Origin of the sequence: Haloferax gibbonsii ATCC 33959 (assembly GCF_000336775.1) — an archaeon.
Classification (GTDB): domain Archaea; phylum Halobacteriota; class Halobacteria; order Halobacteriales; family Haloferacaceae; genus Haloferax; species Haloferax gibbonsii.
In genome coordinates, this window is the sequence record NZ_AOLJ01000011.1 from 396,009 (window position 1) to 414,600 (window position 18,592).

General features: G+C 68.6%; 14 protein-coding genes. 7 read left to right on the forward strand and 7 right to left on the reverse strand.

From position 1 onward, the window contains the following. Positions 1 to 86: 86 nt before the first annotated feature. Together C454_RS04795 and C454_RS04800 are read right to left on the reverse strand one after the other, a co-directional pair. A complete protein-coding gene (locus tag C454_RS04795; protein ID WP_004973235.1) occupies positions 87 to 1,157 on the reverse strand; it encodes a TrmB family transcriptional regulator in 1,071 nt (356 codons plus the stop codon). A gap of 5 nt (positions 1,158 to 1,162) precedes the next feature. Further along, on the reverse strand, positions 1,163 to 3,346 hold the full coding sequence (locus C454_RS04800; protein ID WP_004973237.1) for an alpha-amylase family glycosyl hydrolase: 2,184 nt from the start codon (positions 3,344 to 3,346) through the stop codon (positions 1,163 to 1,165). A 104-nt stretch (positions 3,347 to 3,450) separates the two neighbouring features. Here C454_RS04800 and C454_RS04805 point away from each other — a divergent pair, with 104 nt between their 5' ends. Beyond that, the gene (locus C454_RS04805; protein WP_004973240.1) at positions 3,451 to 5,457 is read left to right on the forward strand and encodes a glycoside hydrolase family 15 protein; all 2,007 of its coding nucleotides are present in this window, start codon (positions 3,451 to 3,453) and stop codon (positions 5,455 to 5,457) included. 63 nt (positions 5,458 to 5,520) lie between these two features. Here C454_RS04805 and C454_RS04810 read toward each other — a convergent pair whose 3' ends face one another. Continuing rightward, positions 5,521 to 6,660: an ABC transporter ATP-binding protein gene (locus C454_RS04810; RefSeq protein ID WP_004973242.1), complete on the reverse strand. Its 1,140-nt coding sequence runs from the start codon at positions 6,658 to 6,660 to the stop codon at positions 5,521 to 5,523. Positions 6,661 to 6,888: 228 nt separating this feature from the next. Here C454_RS04810 and C454_RS04815 point away from each other — a divergent pair, with 228 nt between their 5' ends. The 5 genes from C454_RS04815 to C454_RS04835 all read left to right on the forward strand — a co-directional run bounded on the left by C454_RS04815 (position 6,889) and on the right by C454_RS04835 (position 11,367). After that, positions 6,889 to 8,181 (forward strand): substrate-binding domain-containing protein, encoded by a 1,293-nt coding sequence (locus tag C454_RS04815; RefSeq protein WP_004973243.1) that lies wholly within the window; start codon positions 6,889 to 6,891, stop codon positions 8,179 to 8,181. A gap of 5 nt (positions 8,182 to 8,186) precedes the next feature. Then, entirely contained in the window at positions 8,187 to 9,122 is a 936-nt protein-coding gene (locus tag C454_RS04820) for a carbohydrate ABC transporter permease (protein WP_004973245.1), read from the forward strand. Next, complete coding sequence (locus tag C454_RS04825) at positions 9,119 to 10,195, forward strand: sugar ABC transporter permease (protein ID WP_004973251.1); 1,077 nt, start codon at positions 9,119 to 9,121, stop codon at positions 10,193 to 10,195. Before C454_RS04820 ends, C454_RS04825 begins: the two co-directional genes overlap by 4 nt. A gap of 228 nt (positions 10,196 to 10,423) precedes the next feature. Beyond that, entirely contained in the window at positions 10,424 to 11,014 is a 591-nt protein-coding gene (locus C454_RS04830) for a 50S ribosomal protein L15e (protein ID WP_004973253.1), read from the forward strand. A 119-nt stretch (positions 11,015 to 11,133) separates the two neighbouring features. After that, the gene (locus tag C454_RS04835; protein ID WP_004973256.1) at positions 11,134 to 11,367 is read left to right on the forward strand and encodes a hypothetical protein; all 234 of its coding nucleotides are present in this window, start codon (positions 11,134 to 11,136) and stop codon (positions 11,365 to 11,367) included. Positions 11,368 to 11,422: 55 nt separating this feature from the next. Here the strand turns inward: C454_RS04835 and C454_RS04840 are convergent, their stop codons facing one another. Continuing rightward, positions 11,423 to 11,770, reverse strand: coding sequence for a rhodanese-like domain-containing protein (locus tag C454_RS04840; RefSeq protein ID WP_004973262.1), 348 nt, complete (start codon positions 11,768 to 11,770; stop codon positions 11,423 to 11,425). A gap of 140 nt (positions 11,771 to 11,910) precedes the next feature. Between C454_RS04840 and ubaA the strand changes: the two genes are divergently transcribed. Then, positions 11,911 to 12,723, forward strand: a complete 813-nt coding sequence (ubaA, locus tag C454_RS04845) for an SAMP-activating enzyme E1 (RefSeq protein ID WP_004973264.1) — start codon at positions 11,911 to 11,913, stop codon at positions 12,721 to 12,723. A 47-nt stretch (positions 12,724 to 12,770) separates the two neighbouring features. On the opposite strand, the gene C454_RS04850 is transcribed toward ubaA, so the two are convergent. The 3 genes from C454_RS04850 to C454_RS04860 form a co-directional block, all read right to left on the reverse strand. Continuing rightward, positions 12,771 to 14,429, reverse strand: coding sequence for a methyl-accepting chemotaxis protein (locus C454_RS04850; RefSeq protein WP_004973266.1), 1,659 nt, complete (start codon positions 14,427 to 14,429; stop codon positions 12,771 to 12,773). A 261-nt stretch (positions 14,430 to 14,690) separates the two neighbouring features. Beyond that, a complete protein-coding gene (locus C454_RS04855; protein WP_004973268.1) occupies positions 14,691 to 17,159 on the reverse strand; it encodes a methyl-accepting chemotaxis protein in 2,469 nt (822 codons plus the stop codon). Further along, positions 17,156 to 18,334: an ABC transporter substrate-binding protein gene (locus C454_RS04860; RefSeq protein WP_394324753.1), complete on the reverse strand. Its 1,179-nt coding sequence runs from the start codon at positions 18,332 to 18,334 to the stop codon at positions 17,156 to 17,158. Before C454_RS04860 ends, C454_RS04855 begins: the two co-directional genes overlap by 4 nt. Positions 18,335 to 18,592: the final 258 nt, after the last annotated feature.

Below are 18,592 nucleotides of genomic sequence, written 5' to 3' on the forward strand. Positions count from 1 at the left end.
GTAATAATTCGGTGGCGGGTCCGCGAACGTACCACGCGGGCGGCGATGCGGGCGGTCTCGAAGGAACAGGAACGGGGTCAGGCAGGCTACTCGGTCGCGGTGAACTCGACCGCGTCGGCCTCGAAGTCCTCGACGAACGCGCCCTGTCCGCCGATGCTGTAGGTCCCCTCGTCCGTCTCGACGACGAAGGCGTTCTCGACCGGGAAGGAGTTGTTCGCGGGTTCGAGGAGCCCCTGCCGGATGTCGACCACGCGGCCGTGGAGTTCGGTCGGGCCGTCGGTGTGGACCATCCGCCCGCTGACGGTCACGTCGAGGTCGATGCCCGCGCGCTCGCAGAGCGCCGCCTGCAGGACGGCGTGGCGGAAGTTGTGGTACGTCGCCGGGAGCGGGTCGGGGTCTGTCGTGTACGCCTCGGCGGCCATCGGCCAGTAGTTCCCGAAGAAGGAGCCGACGATGACCGGGCCGAGGTGCGGTTGGGCGAAGACGATGGCCTGCGACTCGGAGTTCGACCGGGCGACCATCTCGCCGGGGGAGATGAGCCCCGTTCGCGAGTCGACGGTGAGCATCGTGGGCATGAGTTCGTGCCAGACGCGCACCAGCGAGGCCACGCCGTCGAGCGCGAGGTCGTCGTGCGGTTCGACGCCGCTGACGACGAGCGAGACGAGCACGCCGCGCTCGCGGGCCGCCCGAAGCTCGTCTTCGACCTCGTCGAGCACGTCGTAGGGGAGCGACAGCGTGATTTCGGACTCGGCGCGGCCGACGAGTTCGGCGATGCGCTTGAGCACCGTCACGCGGGACTTGATGACCTCGAAGCGCTCTTGGTCGCGGGCGGTGGCCGTGTAGCGTTCCTCCAGCGCGGGGCGCATGGACTCGACGCTCTCGGAGAGCGACTCGATGACCTCCATCGGCGGGAGGGGCCGAATCGTCGTCGGCACGACGTGGTCGTTGACCTCCACGAACCCGCGCGATTCCAGTTCCTTGCTCACGCTGTAGACGTAGCGCTTGGAGACGCCCGCCGCGTCGGCAATCTGGCTCGCCTTCGCCTCCCCGAGTTCGAGCAGCGTCAGGTACGTGTCGACGACCTTCTCTGAGAGCCCGAACTGCTCGAGGAGGTCGGCGAGTTCCCGGTCGTCCATGGTCGGACTGTCATCGACCATGATACTTAATGGCTCGAATCGCCGGCGGCTCGGAGCACGGCCGCGTCGGCGACGGTGACGCGAGCGCGCCCGTCGCCCCCGGCCGCGCCGCCAGCGTCGACTCGCTCGCCCGTCAGGAGGTCGGTTCCTTCGACTTCCGCGCCGAGTTCCACAGTCGTCGGCTCCCCGTCGAAGTTCAGGACGACGACGAGCCGGTCGGTGCCGTCGTCGCGGGCGAACGCGACCACGCGGTCGGACTCGACGCCGCCGTTTCCGGCGGGAGCGACGCTGGCGGGGACGAGTTCGACGTCGCCGACGCGGAGGACTTCGTGGGCGTCGCGGAGACGGGAGAGCCGCCGGTGGAACTCCACGAGGTCGGTGTCGGCGTCGTACCAGCGCATCGTCCCGCGCTGGGCTTCGACGCCGGTCTCTTGGCCGTAGTAAATCATCGGCGCGCCGGGGAGCGTGAACGTCGCGGCCGCGGCCGCCCGGAGCGCGTCCTCACCGACTTCGCTCCGGTAGCGCTCCTCGTCGTGGTTCTCGATGTACCGGAGTTGCACGGCGTCGTCGGGGAAGCCGTGCCAGCGGGCGTCTGCGACCGCGTCGAGGACGGCCGTCGCCGGTTTCTCGCCCGCGCCGACGTCGCGGAGCGACCCGTACAGCGTCGTGTCGTAGTGGGCGTCGAACTCGGTCTCGTGGTACGCGGGGTCCCGCGGGATGGTCTCGTCGAGGAGCAGGAAGTCGGGGTCGTCGGCCTTCACCCGCTCGCGGACCTCCTTCCAGAAGCCGTGGGGGACGCCCCACGCGACGTCGCAGCGGAAGCCGTCGACGACCGCCGCCCACTCGGAGACCACGTCGAGCATCCACGACCGGACCGCGGGCGAGTCGTAGTTGAGGTTCGGGATGCGCGTCCAGTTGAAGTAGTGTTCCGCCGCGCCGGGGCCGCCCCAGTCGACCTCGGAGGGGTCCTCGCGCTCGGGGACGCGGGCGTAGTGGTCCTCGTAGCCGGGGACGCCGGTCGAGTGGAACTGGAAGGCCGGGTGGTCCCGCGACGTGTGGTTGATGACGAGGTCGAAGACGACGCGGATGCCGGCGTCGTGACAGCGGTCGGCGAGCGCCTCGAAGTCGTCGCGCGTGCCGAGGTCCGAGGCGGTCTCGAAGTAGTCGGTGACGTGGTAGCCGTGGGCCGTGTGGCTCTCCAGTATCGGCGTGAGCCACAGGCAGTCGACGCCGAGCGATTCGAGGTAGGGAACCCGCCGGGCGAGTTCGTCGAACGTCGGGTCGGGCGTCTCGCCGACGAACGACCGGACGAACACCTCGTAGACGGTCGCGTGATGCGCCCACTCGGGCGCGTCGCCGGGACGCGAGACGGCGAGGCCGGCGAGGCCGGAACCGGTTTCGTCACCCGTACCTCCGGACTCCACGACCAGCGTGTCGAGAACCGAGTGCCGGACGGACGACTCGCCCGACTCGGTCGTCGTCTGGACCGCGACGGCGTGGACGCGGACCGGCTCCGACGAGTCGAACTCGCGGAGCGTTTCGACCGGGACGCGCAGGTGGTCGCCATCGACCTCGCAGTCGCCCGGTTCGAGCGCGTCGCGGCCGTCGAACAGGAACTCGACCGAGAGAGTCGCCTCCTCGGCGTCGGGCGCGGATTCCGCGTCCGCGACGACGACCAGTTCGTCGCTGTTCTCCTGCCCGACTCGCGCGTCGAGTCGAACCCGCGGGCGGCCCGGTCCGGGAACCTCGACTTCGCCGCGGACCTGCTCCGCGAGGTCGTCGTGCGGGGCGAACCCGAACGGGTGCGTTCCCGGCGGAAGGTCCACGTCGAGGGCGTAGTCGTCGCCGACGCGGCGCGGGCGGTCGCGGCCGACGAGGCGGTCGTTGAACGGCCCGATGACGGACACCTCGTCGGGCGACGCGGGTTCGAGGTCGGCCGCGGGGACCGCCATCGTCGCCGGGCGGCGGTCGTCGGGGAAGGCGCGAACGGTCTGTTCGTGGCGGCCGTCGAGCGCGTCGAGTTCGAGACGGTACGTGCCGGGAACGTCGGGGGCGAGGTGGGCGACCGGCCCGGAGCCGACCGCGACGGCGCTCTCTTCGGGCGCGTCGAGCACGCGCCAGCGGTACGTTGCGTCTCGTTCCGGGGCTCTCGGGGCGAGTTCGACGGGGCGGCCGACCGTCGTGACTCGCGGCGGACCGGGGTGATGCATACCACCTCTCCGGGGAGGGGGGCCCTTACCGTTTCGAAACGGCATGAAAGTTTGAAGGAACATTACACCAAGATTATTATCTGCGGGGGTCCCACGACTCAGCAATGCAACTACGCGACGCGCTGGCCGACTACAAGCGGCACGCAGACCACCCGACTCGGTTCCCGGGCGAGCGACGGACGACGAGCGGCCTGTTTTCGGGCCTCGGAAGCCGGTTAGTCCACGTCGAGACCGACGGCTCGCTCCGCGACTTCGGCTACCCGCTGTCCGGGCTCTGGGGGGTCGAGCGCTCCCGGTTCGGCGTCCGCCCCGTCGGCGACGAATCCGGCGTCCACTGGTTCGACGAGGGCGCGAGCCAGTCGTACGCGGGCGACGGCGCGCTCGTCGTCACCGAACACGAGACGCCCCACGGCGGCGTGACGCAGTACGACCTCGCGGTCGGCGACGGCCACGTCAGCCGGTTCGAGACCGACGCCGACGTGGAACTCGTCGCCTTCGTCCACTTCCAGCCGGACGGCCGCGACACGCTCGTCGGGCAACTGACCCACGGCGACGCCGTCGAGGCCTACCACGCCGAGGAACACGACTTCCTCGCGTCGTCGCCGGCGTTCGAACACGTCGAGGGGCGCGTGCCCGAGGGCTTCGACGAACTGCTCTCGGAGGGCGAGGTCGAACTGCCGCGCCCCCGCACCGACGACTGCTACGAGGAGGGCCAACTGAGCGGCGCGGTCGTCGGGACCGTCCCGTTCGAGGCGGGCGCGGCCGCCGTCGGCCACCTGCTCACCGACGACACCGAGACGAGCCGGGAGGACGCGCTGGACCGCGTTCGCGACCTCGTCGCCCGCGACCTCGACGACCTCCGCGAGCGCACCGCGGGACAGGTCGAAGGCGCGGTTCCCGACCACCGCGAATCGGCCGCGATGCGCGCTGACATCCGCGTACTCTCGCTTCTGTCCGGGGCGCTCGGCCTCCGCATCGCCGGTCCCGACTTCGACCCCTACTACGCCTACTCGGGCGGCTACGGCTACACGTGGTTCCGCGACGACGCCGAAATCTCGACGTTCCTCTTCGAGTCCGACGAGCGGCTCGACCTCGGCCTCGACGCGTGGCACGAGCGGAGCGCCCGCGCCTACTGCCGAACCCAGCGCGAGGACGGCTCGTGGCCCCACCGCGTCTGGCCCTTCGACGGCTCGCTCGCGCCCGGCTGGGCGAACGCGCGCCTCGAATCCGGCGACGACGCGGACTATCAGGCCGACCAGACCGGGAGCGTCATCGCCTTCCTCGCGGCCTACCACGACCGCTGTGCCGACGACGACCTCCGCGCCGACATCGAGGAGACGCTGGCGAGCGCGCTCGACAGCCTCGACGACACCCTCGGCGACGACGGCCTCCCCGTCGACTGCCAGAACGCGTGGGAGAACATGACCGGCCGGTTCAGCCACACCGCGGCGACGTTCCTCGAAGCCTACGCCGAACTCGCGCTGTCTGACCTCGACTCGGCGCTGACCGACCGGGCCGCAGAGCGCGCCCGCGAGGTGTACGAGGGCATCGACCACCTCTGGAGCGAGGGCCGCGGCTGTTACGCCCTCCGCGTCGCCGACGGCGAACTCGACGACCGCTACGACTCCGCCGCGCTCGCGCTCGCGTCGGCCCACCGGACCTACGACCGACTCGACGGCGTTGACGACGACCGGCTGGACCGGCTCGTCCGCCACGTCGAGTCCGTCTTCGACGGCCTCTGGCACGACCCCGACGACAGCGACGTGAAGGGACTCGTCCGCTTCGAGGGCGACGACTGGCGGATGCGCGAGCAGTCCTCCGAGAAGATTTGGACCGTCTCGACCGCGTGGGGCGCGAACGCCGGCGTCGAGCTCGCCGCCCTGCTGGCCGAACACGGCGACGACCGGGCCGGGGAGTTCGCCGACGAGGGCCGGGCGCTCCTTGACCTCGTCCTCCCCGACGGCCCGCTGTGCACCGACGAGGGCTACCTCGCGGAGCAGTTCTTCGACGACGGCACGCCCGACAGCGCGACGCCGCTCGGCTGGCCGCACGCGCTCCGGCTGGCGACGCTGGCGACGCTCGACGCCGACGACGCCTTCGACGGGGAGTAAGTCGGCGGCGACGCGGCTGTCGAACAGCGAGGGACCGCCGCGAGAAAACAGCGAACTACTTCTTCACGACTGCTGCGTCGGGGCCGCGCGCCGCTTGGACTCGCGGTAGAGGAGCGACTCGCCGGTCCGCGGGTGGAAGACGTGGAGGTCCGACTCGTCGAAGGTGACGCCGACCGTCTCGCCCGTCTCGGGTTCGACGTCCGAGTCGACGCGGGCGATGAAGTCGGGGCCGATGTCGAGGTGGAGGTAGTTGTCCGAGCCGATGGGCTCGACGACGCCGACCGTCGAGTCGACGACGTTCTCGCCGGACGAGGCCGTCACCACGTCCTCCGGGCGGACGCCGACTCGGAGGTCGGTCGCGTCGGTGGCCTCGCGGAGCGTCGCCGAGAACGATTCGGACAGGCGGTAGGAGAACGCCCCGTCGCCGACGAGGACGAGGCGGTCGCCCTCGCGTTCGACCGACACGTCGAGGAAGTTCATCGAGGGCGAGCCGACGAAGCCGCCGACGAACTCGTTGGCGGGGTTCTCGTACACGTCCTTCGGGCGGCCGACCTGCTGGAGTTTCCCGTCGTTGAGGATGACGATTTTGTCGCCCATCGTCATCGCCTCCTCCTGGTCGTGGGTGACGTACAGCGAGGTGATGCCGAGCTCGTTCTGGAGGCGCTGAATCTCGGTCCGCATCGTGGTGCGGAGCTTCGCGTCGAGGTTCGAAAGCGGCTCGTCGAACAGGAACACGTCGGGTTCGCGGACGATGGCGCGGCCGAGCGCGACGCGCTGTTTCTGCCCGCCGGAAAGCTCGTCGGGCTTGTCGTCGAGGAGGTCCTCGATGCCCATCATCGACGCCGTCTCGCGGACGCGCTCGCGACGCTCGTCCTTCGAGAGGTCGGTGCTCATCCGCAGGCCGAACGCCATGTTCTGCATGACGGTCTTGTGCGGGTACAGCGCGTAGTTCTGGAACACCATCGCCACGTCGCGCTTGCGGGCGTGCTGGTCCGTGACGTCCTCGTCGCCGATTCGAATCGTGCCGCCGGAGGGCGATTCCAGCCCCGCGACCATGCGGAGCGTCGTCGACTTCCCGCAACCCGAGGGGCCGACGACGGTGATGAACTCGCCGTCCTCGACGTCGAGCGAGAGGTCCTCGACGGCGACGACGCGACCCCGGTCGTACTCCTTGCGAAGCGCTTCGAGCGTGAGACGTGCCATTACTCCCTGTCTAGCCCCATCGTCCATAACCGTTTTCCTATTTTCTGAATTTGTGATGCAATAGTTCGTATTATATTTATCGCTTGTTTTCGGCTTACTGAAAGCCTCTACACCACATATCGCGAATCGAACCCGACCATCGGAGTGGCAATTTTCTCCGCGAATGCGGCCGTCATTCCGAACTATTAAATATATGAACACATAGTTCATCATAGATTCGTTATGCCAATGAACCGCCGCACAATCCTGAAGCAACTGGCAGGCACGACGGCCGTCGGCGCACTCGCAGGGTGCGTGGGCGTGTCGGAGACCGATTCGACGCAGACGCCCGAACAGAGCGGTGCGGAGGGCGACGACGGTGGCGAAGAGACCACCGCGGGAGCGGAGACCGAGTCCGCGGGCCCGAGCGGGACGTTCACGCTCTGGCATCAGCGCGCGGAAGCCGAGAAGAAGGCGCTCGAAGCCAACGCCGAGACGTTCACCTCGGAGACGGACCACACGGCCAAGCCCGCCGAAATCGCCGACCTCCGGAAGAAGACCACCTCCGCCATCCCGGCCGGACAGGGCGCGGGCATGTTCGACTGGGCCCACGACTGGACCGGCGAGTACTACCAGAACGGCTTCCTCTCGGACCAGAGCGACCAGCTGGACGTGGACCTCTCGGTCTACACCCGCCCCGCGCAGGAGGCGGTCCAGTTCGACGGCGCGACCGTCGCGCTCCCCTACGCGGCCGAGACCGTCGGCCTCATCTACAACAAGGAGATGGTGGACGAAGCGCCCGAGACCATCGCCGACATGACGGCCATCATGGAGGAGTACCACGACCCCGAAAACGGGATGTACGGCCTCAGCTACCCGCTGAACGCCTACTTCATGAGCGCGTGGGCTCACGCCTTCGGCGGCTACTACTTCGACGAGTCGAACGTCGAACTCGGCCTGTCGAACGAGGCGACCCTCGACGGGTTCCAGTTCATCCTCGACAACTTCGTCCCGTACCAGCCCAAGGACACGGGCTACGACCCGCAGGCGGCCGTCTTCCTCGAAGGCAACGCGCCCTTCGCCATCAACGGGCCGTGGTTCCTCGGCGACGTTCGCTCCAACGACATCGACGCCGGCATCGCCCGGCTCCCCTCGCCCGAGGGCGACGCCGAGCCCAAGCCGTACACGACGGTCAAGCAGCTCTACTTCACGTCGACGCTGGAGGGCGACGAGGCGACGGCGGCCGCGTCCCGCGCGTTCGCCGAGTGGTACACCACGAACACCGACGTGCTCTCGGCGAACGCCGAGGAGTTCGGCTACATCCCGGTCCACAAGGAACTCGCTTCGAGCAGCGACCTCCCCGAGGCCGTCAAGGGCTTCTCGGAGTCCGTCTCGCTCGGCACGCCCATCCCGACGCACCCGAACATGGGCGACGTGTGGGGGCCGCTCGAAGACGCCTTCAACAGCGTGAAAAACGGCGACGCGGAGCTCGAACCCGCGTTCACGAAGGCCGAAGAAAACATCCGGTCTAACTGGGAGTAAGGACGATGAGCGTCGTCGACAGCGCCGTCGAGCGCGTCGCGGACAGCCCGGTCGTGAGCAAGGACGACCTGCCCTTGCTGTTGGTACTGCCGGGGCTGTTCGTCTTCCTCGCGTTCATGCTCTTTCCCGTCCTGTACCTGGTGTATCTCTCGTTCACCAACGCGGAGCCGGCCACGCTGTTCCAGGGCAAAGAGCAATGGGTCGGCCTCGCCAACTACGCGACGGTCCTCTCGGACGGCCAGTTCTGGAACTCGATGGGCGTGACGTGGCTGTTCGTCGCCACGTCGGTCGCGCTCAAGGTGCTCGTCGGCCTCGGCATCGGGCTCGTGGTGACGGGCAACCGCGTCCGCGGCAAGCGGTTCATGCGGGCGCTCATCATCATCCCGCTGGGCCTGCCGGGAATCTTCACCATCACCATCTGGCGCGGCATCTTCAGCTCCGCCGAGTTCGGCCTCGCCAACCAGTTCCTCCGGATGGCCGGCCTCGACTCCATCGCCTGGCTCTCCGAGCGCTGGATGGCCTTTCTCGCCTACAACGTCACCGAGGCGTGGCTGGCGTACCCGTTCATGGTCATCATCACCGTGAGCGCCCTGCAGGACGTCTCCGAGGAGCTCCACGAGGCGGCGATGATAGACGGCGCGGGATTCTTCGCCCGCTTCCTGCACGTGACGCTTCCCTCTATCAAGCGCCCCGTGCTGTTCGCCTCGATTCTCACGGCCGCGGCGTCGTTCCAGCAGTTCCTCATCCCGTACGTGTTCAATCAGGGCGGGCCGTCGCGGACGAACGAACTGCTCATCGTCTACGGCTACCGCGAGGCGTTCCGCTTCCAGAAGTACGGTGAGGGCGCGGCCATCATGCTGGTCGCCGTGGCCGTCATCGGCGTCTTCATGATGCTGAACGTCAAGAAGGGACAGCTCGCCGAGGGGGTGGACGACGCATGAGCGCCATCTCCGACATCGCGGCCGAGCTCGCCGACGACGCGCGGACCGCCGCGATGGCCCCCGTCGAGTCGGTCAAGGACGCCAGGTACACCCTCGAAGGCATCCGCGAGGGGCGCGTCAGCCCCGCAACGGTGCTGAAGACCGCCGGCATAACCCTCGGTGCCGCGGTCGTCGTCGCGCTCCTGTTGTTCCCGCTGTACTGGGTCGCCGTCGGGGCCTTCTCGGGCACCGGCGCGTCGCTGTACTCGTCGAGCGGGATTCGCCTGTGGCCGGCCGACCCGACCATCGAGCCGTTCCTGTGGGTCATCGGCGACCTCATCGTCCCGAGCTACCGCATCAGCCTCGGCCTCGGCGGCTACGAGGTGTTCCTGCAGACGCCCGAACTGACGTTCCTCGACGTGTCGCAGTACGGGGTCACGGAGACCTCCGAGTTCAAGCGGTTCTTCGCGAACAGCCTCACCGTGGCGATTCCGACGGTGATACTGGCGATGTGTCTCATCGTCCCCAGCGCCTACGCGCTGTCGCGCCGGCAGTTCATCGGGCGCTCGAAGGTGCTGTACGGCTACGTGCTGTTCACGCAAATCGGCGGCGGCCTCGGCGTCGCGCTCCTCATCGCGCTGTACGCCCTGTTCGTCCAGTTCGGCTTCAACGACAGCAAGCTCGCGCTGTCGGCGTACTACGCCGCCACCGCGGTCCCGTTCAACACGTGGCTCCTGAAGACGTACATGGACGGGATTCCCGTCTCCTACGAGGAGGCCGCGATGATGGACGGCGCGCCGTCGTGGAAGATCGTCACCGAAATCATCCTCCCCCTGTCGAAGGCGGGGCTGGCGACGGTGTTCATCTTCACCTTCCTCACCGGGTGGACCGAGTTCGTCGTCGCCCAGACGCTGCTTTCGACGGACAACTACACCCTCCCCGTCGGGCTGTACTCGCTCGTCGGCCGGTACTCCATCCCGTGGGCCCGGTTCTCGGCGTTCGCGCTGACGTTCGCCGCGCCCATCATGCTCATCTACCTGTTCGCACAGCGCTACATCGAAGGTGGCCTGTCGTTCGGCGGGATGGAAGGCTGAGCCGCGTCGGCGGCACCCTCGATACCGTCTTTTTCGACCGTTTCACCGCGCCAGTCGGTGGCACGCGCGTCGCTCGAATCCGAAGTCCTTAACCCTCCCCTGTTGGTAGTTCCGCCAACTCGCTGGCAATGCGGGCACGCCAGAGGGCACCCGTCACGAACGGGACGAAATGTGGTCTCAGGGGAGTTCCCCGACGGACTGAATCGCAAGCGCCCGCGGTGATATACAATGGCACGAAGCTTCTATTCCCACATCAAGGAAGCGTGGAAGACCCCGAAGGAAGGCAAGCTGGCCGAACTCCAGTGGCAGCGAAAACAGGAGTGGCGCGAGCAGGGCGCTATCGAGCGCATCGAGCGCCCCACCCGCCTCGACAAGGCCCGTGAGCTCGGCTACAAAGCCAAGCAGGGCATCGTCGTGGTCCGCGTCTCCGTCCGCAAGGGCGGCGCGCGCAAACAGCGCCACAAGGCCGGCCGCCGCACGAAGCGCCAGGGCGTCAACCGCATCGGCCGCCGCAAGTCCATCCCGCGCATCGCGGAGGAGCGTGCCTCTCGCAAGCACCCCAACCTGCGCGTGCTGAACTCCTACGGCGTCGGACAGGACGGCTCCCAGAAGTGGCAGGAAGTCATCCTCGTCGACCCCGAGCACCCGGCCATCCAGAACGACGACGACCTCAACTGGATCTGCGACAACACCCACGACGGCCGCGCCTTCCGCGGTCTCACCAACGCGGGCAAGAAGAACCGCGGTCTCCAGAACCGCGGCAAGGGCACGGAGCACATCCGTCCGTCCATCCGCGCCGGCAACGGCCGCGGCAAGTAACGCCCCGCGCACCGCGCCAATCTTCTCTCTTTATCCACCGCCGAGCAGCGGCTTCGTCTCCGTCGGAATCGACGGCCCGTACGCTTATTTCGGTCGGTCAGAACTACTGACGCGACTGCATGGTCAGTATCGAAATCAGCGGGCCGCTGCTCCTCGCCGCCGCGGTCCTCGGGGCGGCGTGGATATACCGGGACGCGAAGCGCCGCGCGATGGACACGGCGGACATGTGGGCCGTCGGGTTCTTCGTCGCGTTCGTCCTCCTGCCGGTGCTCGGCGGTCTCGCCGTCTTCGTCTTCTACCTCCGAAACCGGAACCGGCGGCGGGGGTCGCCCGTCACGGTTCCCGGGGCGTAGATTCGGGCGTCGCTCTGCGAGTCGAGATGAGCCGTCGTGAAAATCCGTCGGCGACTCAGAACGGCGACGTGGGTCCGAGGTCCGCCTCGCCCTCGGACCCGTCTTCGACCGCGCCGTCCCACGCGTCGAAGCCGCCGCGGAGGCTGGACACGTCGGCGTCGACGTTGCTGTCCAGCACCGAGGCGACCTGCTTCGAACTCTTGCCGACGTAACACGAGACGACGACCTCGGCGGGCCACTCGCGGTCGAACACCTCGGGGCCGAGCGTCGCCGCCGGGAGGTTCTCCGAATCGGGGATGTGTCCGGACGCGTACGACGAGGGGTCTCGAATGTCGACGACGGCGATGTCTTCGTCGTCGGCCAGTCTCTCGCGTAGTTCGTCGGGCGTCGTCTCGGCGACCATACCCGACGTGACGGGCGGAGCGTCAAAGGCGCGTCGCTTCCGGCGATGTCGTCGGCGGCGACGGCGGTCCGCGACCCGGGCCACGGGAACCGGTCCGCCCGTGCCGCGGCTTTATTCGGGGGCGACGCCAACCTCGGGATATGACGCTCTCACTCGACGCCACCCAGTTGGACCGCTACTCGCGGCACATCATCATGGACGAGGTCGGCCCGGAGGGCCAAGAGCGACTGCTCTCGGCGCGGGTCGTCGTCGTCGGCGCGGGCGGGTTGGGCGCGCCGGCCATCGAGTACCTCGCGGCGGTCGGCGTCGGCGAACTCGTCGTCGTCGACGACGACGTGGTCGAGCGGAGCAACCTCCAGCGGCAGGTCATCCACCGCGACGACGACGTGGGCGTGGCCAAAGCCGAGAGCGCCGCCGCGTTCGTCCGCGGGCTCAACCCCGACGTGTCGGTCGAGCCGGTCGAAGCCCGCGTGGACAAGTCGAACGTCCACGAGATTCTCGCGGGCGCGGACGTGGTGGTCGACGCCTCGGACAACTTCCCGACGCGCTACCTCCTCAACGACGTCTGTCGCTTCGAGGGAATCCCGCTGGTCCACGGCGCGATATACAAGTTCGAGGGGCAGGCGACGACGCTCGTCCCCGAGGGGCCGTGCTACCGGTGTCTGTTCGCCGAAGCGCCCGAACCGGGGACCGTCCCCGACTGCGCGACGACCGGCGTCCTCGGCGTCCTCCCCGGAACGGTCGGCTGTATTCAGGCGACGGAAGCGATGAAGCTCCTCCTCGACGAGGGCGAGGTGCTCGACGGCCGGCTCCTGTTTTACGACGCCATGGACATGACGTTCGAGACGGTCCCGTACCGGAAGAACCCGGACTGCCCCGTCTGCGGCGAGGGCGGCGTCGACTCCATCGAGGACATCGACTACGTCGAGAGCTGCGCAATCAGTCTCGACTGAGAAGAGAACTCCAACGCGGCGTCGTCGAACGCCCCGAGTCGGTCGCGCTACCGGTCGAACTGGAACCCGCCGAACTCGTCCGCAGAGCCGCCGTCGGTCGCCGCGCGGACCGAGTCGGCGTCCGCGCCGTCGACCACCTCGTCGAAGTCCATCGCGTCCAGTTCCTCGACCGCCGCCGCGTCGCCGCCGACGAGGGCGTCCACCCGGTCGGCGAGCGCGTCGAGCGCGACCGTCTGGTCGGCCGTCGCGTCGGTGATGTCGGTCGTCGACGCCTCGGCCGCGGTCGCGTGTTCCTGGGCCACTTGAATCGTGGTCGTGACCTCCTCGATGTTGGTCGCCTGCGAGTCGGTCGCGCGGGCGACCTCGGTGACGCCGTTGGCCGCGGAGTCGGCGGCGTCGGCGATTTCCGAGAGCGAGGCGAGCACGTCCTCGATTTCGCCGGAGGCGACCTGAATCTGCTCGTGGGACTGCTCGGAGGCCAGTACCGTCTCGTCGGCCTGCTCTTGAATCTCGGCGATGCTGTCGGCGATTTCCTCCGTGTGCTCGTGGGTCTGGTTCGCGAGCTGCTTGACCTCGTCGGCGACGACCGAGAAGCCCTCGCCGGCCTCGCCGGCGCGGGCGGCCTCGATGTTCGCGTTGAGCGCGAGCAGGTTCGTCCGGTCTGCGACCTCCGCGATGACCTCGACGACCTCCTCGATGACGACCATGCGCTGTTGGAGTTCGGTCACGCTGTCGAGCAGTTCGTCGGAGATGTCGATGACCTGGTCGGTCGCGGACCGGATGCTCTGGCCGGCCTCCTGCCCGTTTTCGGCGGCCGCGCGGGCCTGATTCGCCGCCGACGCGACCTCGTCGGAGGTGGCCGCTATCTCCTCCATGCTGGCCGAGAGGTCCTGCATCTCCTCTGCGCCCGTCGAGAGGAGGTCCGCCTGCTCCGTGACCTGCGACTCGATGTCGGTCGCGGCGGTCGCGGCCCGCTGAATCGCGCCGCCGAGGTCGGCCGTCGTGGCGTCGACCTCGCTGGCGAGGCGGTCGAACCGGGTCGCCATCTCGTTGAGGTCCGAGACGACCGCCAGCGTCTCGTCGTTGAGGACGCCGCGGTCGTCCGCGAACGACGCGCGGGCCGAGAGGTCGCCGGCCGTGAGGCTCCCGATGGTGGTCGAGACCTCGTCGACGAGCGCCTCCGACGCCCGCTGTTTCTCCACGGCGTCGGTCCGGTCGTGGACCGCCTCGACGACGCCGACCAGTTCGTCGCCCTCGAACAGCGGTTGGGCGGTGAAAGCGATGTGCCGGTCCGCGCCGTGTCGGTCGGTCATGGTACTGGTGTCGCGGTAGAGCCGGCTCCCCTCGTCGACCACGTCGAGCCCGTGGACCTCGTCGGCGGTCCGCGGGTCGTCGAGCACCTTGTCGGCGAGCGTCTTCGCCCGCCGGCCGTCCGGGTAGAACAGTTCGCTCACGTGTTCCGACCCGAGCGCCTCCGCCGCGGGAACGCCCGTGAGTTTCGTAATCGGGCCGTTCCACGTGATGACCCGGCCGTCGGCGTCGAGGACGAACACCGGCATTCCCACGCCGTCGAGCAGGCTACCGGTGTCCAGTCGCTCCGCCGCCAGCGCGACCGTCCCTCGTTCGTCAGCCTGTGCGCCACCGTCGGTCCGCGTCCGAGCCCCGACCCCCGGGACCAGCGCCGCGAGTCGCGAAAGCAGGTCCATACGTCCACCTCACGCGGATTGCCGGTATAACGCTACGCTCCGAGATATCATATTTGATATTGGGTGATATGAAAGTGATATTTTCTGGCGAACGGAGACGGAGAACGAACGGTCGAGAAACGCGGTCGTCGGGCGGGAGAGCCGAATGGGGACCGAGGAAGGCCGAGTGAGGGACCGGAGAGGGCCGGATGAAGGACCGGAGGGCCGAATGGGGGACGAGTCGTTCGGAGGGTCGCAGGGTGCCCTGCGACGGGTGCGGCGTCAGTCGAGTCTGTCGGAACGGCCGTCGTCGGTGCGGTCGGAACGGCCGTCTGCGTCGAGACCGCCGTCGGTCGCCGGGGCGTCGAGTTCGGCGGTCGACGCGGCGTCTGCGTCGGCGAACGCGCCGTCGCGGTCGGCGGCGTCGTGGTCGACGGTGAACTCGGAGACGAGCGACATCAGCCGCTCGGACTGGGTAGCGAGACGGTCCGCGCCGTCGGAGACCTCGCTGAGCGAGGCGGTCTGTTCTTCGGCCGCGGCCGCGACCGACTCGGCGCGCTCGGCGGTCTCGTCGCTGATATCGGAGACGCGGTCCATCATCGACGCGACCTCCTCGGTCGAGGCGGCCTGTTCGTCCGTGGTCCGGCTGATTTCGTCGACGCCGTCGGTCGTCTCGCGGACGTTCTCGACGATGGTGTCGAGCGAGTCGCGGGCCGTCTGGACCGCGTCGACGCCGGAGTCGACGGCGTCGCGCGTCTCGCGCATCTCGGAGACGGACGCCGCGGACTTCGCTTGGACCTCCTCGATAGTCGCCTCGATTTCCTCGGCGGAGGCCTTGGTCTCGCCGGCGAGTTCCTTGACCTCGTTTGCGACGACCGAGAAGCCCTCGCCGGCCTCGCCGGCGCGGGCGGCCTCGATGTTCGCGTTGAGCGCGAGGATGTTCGTCTGCTCCGCGATGTCGGTGATGAGTTCGACGATGTCGCCGATTTCGGCCATGTCGCCTTCGAGGTCCTCGATGCGGTCGACCGTCCGGCGGGTCTGCGTCTCGACGGTCTCGATGGTGTCGATGGCGTTGGCGGCCGCCTCGTGGCCGTCCTCGCTCGCTTCGAGGGTGTGCTGGGCGGTCCGTTCGAGCTCGCTCGCCGAGGAGGCGACCTCCTCGATGGTCGCAGAGAGGTTGCTCGTCTCGCTCGTCGTCTGCCGGAGGTTCTCGCGCTGTTCGTGTGCGCCCTCGGCCATGACCTGCGTGGACTCGCTGACCTGTCGGCTCGCGCGCTCTATCTCCTGGGAGCTCGCGGTGACCTCCTGGCTGGCCGCGGCGACGGTCTCGGCGAACTCGACGACCTCCGCGACGGTCGCTTCGAGCTCGTCGGCCATGTCGTTGAACGACCGCGCCATCTCGTTCATCGCGTCGTTGTCGGCGTCCTCCGACATCCGGCGCGTGAGGTCGCCGTCGGCGGCGTCCGCCATCGTCTCACTGAACTCGGCGGCCGTCGCTTCGAGTTCGGTGATGAGGGCTTCGAGTTCCGTGTGCGTCTGGCCCATCGACTCGCCGAACGACCCCGGGATGTCCTCGTCGAGGACGGGGTCGTCGAAGCGCTTGTCCGCGAGCGCCTCGGCCTGCCCGGCGACGGTCGTCAGGTACGACTGCATCGACTCGAAGGAGTCGTACAGCCGGCCCATCTCGTCGATGCGGGCGGTGTTCGGGAGGTCGCCGTCGACCTCGCCGTTGGCGATGTCGTCGGCGTTGCGGGCGACGACCGAGAGGGACCGCGCGGTGCCGCGGCCCATGGTCGCGCCGACGAGGAACAGCGCGCCGACGCCGAACGCGACGAGGAGCATCACGTTCGTCGTCACCTGCGACTGGAGCGCGAACGCCCGGTCGGCCGGGACGTGGTAGGTGAGCACCCAATCGGTGCCGGTGATGGGCGCGTACGCCATCGCGTACTCGCCGGACGCCATGCCCGTGCGGGCGGAGACGACCTCGTAGCCGGTCTGTCCGGACAGCGCCGCGTCGATGGCCTCGATGGACGAGCCGTCGGCGGCCGCGTACTGGTCGAGGATGGACGCCTTCCGGTTGTCGAAGAGGATGGTTCCCGACTCGGAGACGACCTTGGTGTCGCCGGTCGCGTAGGGCGATTCGAACTGGTGGGAGCCCGCTGCGAGCGACGCCGTCAGGACGATTGCGCCGTTGGCTCCGGAGACGGGCGCGGCGAACGCGACGACCGGCTCGCCGCCGGACTCGTACGGCTCGGTGACGGTCACGGACTGGCCCGACGCCAGCGACGCGGCGTCGTCGGCCCACGGCGCGGACAGCGAGTCGAGCGACTGCCCGGTCGCGCTGTCGGTCGTGCTCGCGACGACCGCGCCGGTGTCGGCGTCGACGTAGTGGAGCGAGCGGACGTCGCCGGAGAGTTGGATGAGCTTCCCTTCGAGCCACCGCTGGTGGTCGGCGGGCGGAGTCCCGGCCGGTTGGTCCGCGAGCGACTCGGCGAGGAACGAGACGGTGGACTCCTTCGAGGTCACCCAGTCGGCGACCGACTTGGCCTCCGTCGCCGCCGCGCCGCGAATCTGCGACTCGGTCTGCGACTCGACGACCGACTTGGTGTCGAAGTGGATGTACGCGCCCGCGCCGCCCATGACGAGCGCGATGAGGAGGAGCACAACCCCGAATTTCGCCGCGTAGCGGCGGCGAATCACGTTCGGAAGCGCCCGTTCGAGGAGGCTCGTCAGCCGCGAAAACGGGTTCATTGGTCACCTCCGGACTCGAAGAACTGGCGCTGGAGGAGTTCGACCTGCTCGACCGAGCCGTTGTGGACCCGCTCGACGAGGTACGAACTCAGCGGTTCGAGCGCCTCGGTGAGGTCGACCCCGCTCGACGCGCCCTGGTAGTTCAGTTCGCGGCCGGCGTCGACGAGCGTTCGAACCCGGTCGAACTCGCCGACAGAGACGGTGTGTCCGGTTCCGCCCGAGACGGTCTGCAGGGCGTCTGCGATGGCCGGACCCGACGCCTCGCCCGCGTACTCCGCCGCGGTCGCCATGAGGAACAGGGCGTCGTAGGCGTTCGCCGCGTAGGGTTGCAGCGGCGCGATGTCGGAGAGCCGCTGGGCGAGGTGGAAGTAGCCGTCAGTCCGAACCGACGACAGCGAGGCGCTGTAGAAGCCCTCGTAGTAGGGCGGAATCTCGCCGTCGAACAGGCCGGCCGAGAAGACCCACGGGGCCTCGTAGTCGGACGCGCCGTAGGCGTCGAGGACGCCCCCCTCCTGTCCGGGGACGCTGACGAAGCCGACCGCGTCGGGCGAGTCGGCGAACACCTCGTCGACGACGCCGCCGAAGTCGTCCGCGGCCGGGTCGTAGCTGACCTCGGTGACGACCTCCGCGTCGAGTTGGTCGCCGAGTGCGGTGCCGAGGTCGGAGCCGAAGGCCCCGTCGACGGTGAGCACGGCGACCCGGTCGGCGTCGGCGTACTGCGGCGCGTCGAGAATCTTCGCCATCGCGGTCGCCTGCAGGCTGTCGCTCGGGACGGTGCGGCCGAAGAACTTCCGACCGTCGGCGCGCCCGGCCTCCGAGAGCCGCGGGTTCGTGCTCGCCGGACTCATCTCCATGACGGCGTCGTCGGCCGCCTCGGGGGCGAGCGCGAGCGACACGTCGCTGACGAGGCCGCCGACGAAGCCGACGACGCCCGCGTCGGCCAGCGAGGCGTAACCGTCCGTCGCGACCGACGCGGACCCCTCCGTGTCCACGGTGGTCAGTTCGACCGGCCGCCCGAGCACGCCGCCCGCGCGGTTGATGTCTTCGACCGCCTGCTCGGCGGCGCGTTTTCCGTGCACTCCCACCTGCTCCAGCGACCCGCTGACGGGCAACATCGCCCCGAATCGAACGGGCTCCCCGGACTCCGTTCCGAACGTCCCCACGCACCCGGACAGCGAGCCGAGCCCCACCGCGCCGGCGGCGGTGCGGAGAAACGTTCGTCTGTCGTACCTTGCTGTCACAGATTTCCCGAGACAACTCCCGTATATAATTTTGGGCCACCGATTATCATACGCTGTATTTTTGGGACGATTGTCCAACATCGAACACGAGATATGGATGTGCTACCACGCAACAGCCGAGCGAGTCGTCGCGCCGAGGGGTCAGTTTCGGGGCGCTCGCACTCCCTCACGACTGGGGCATCGTAGCGTTTT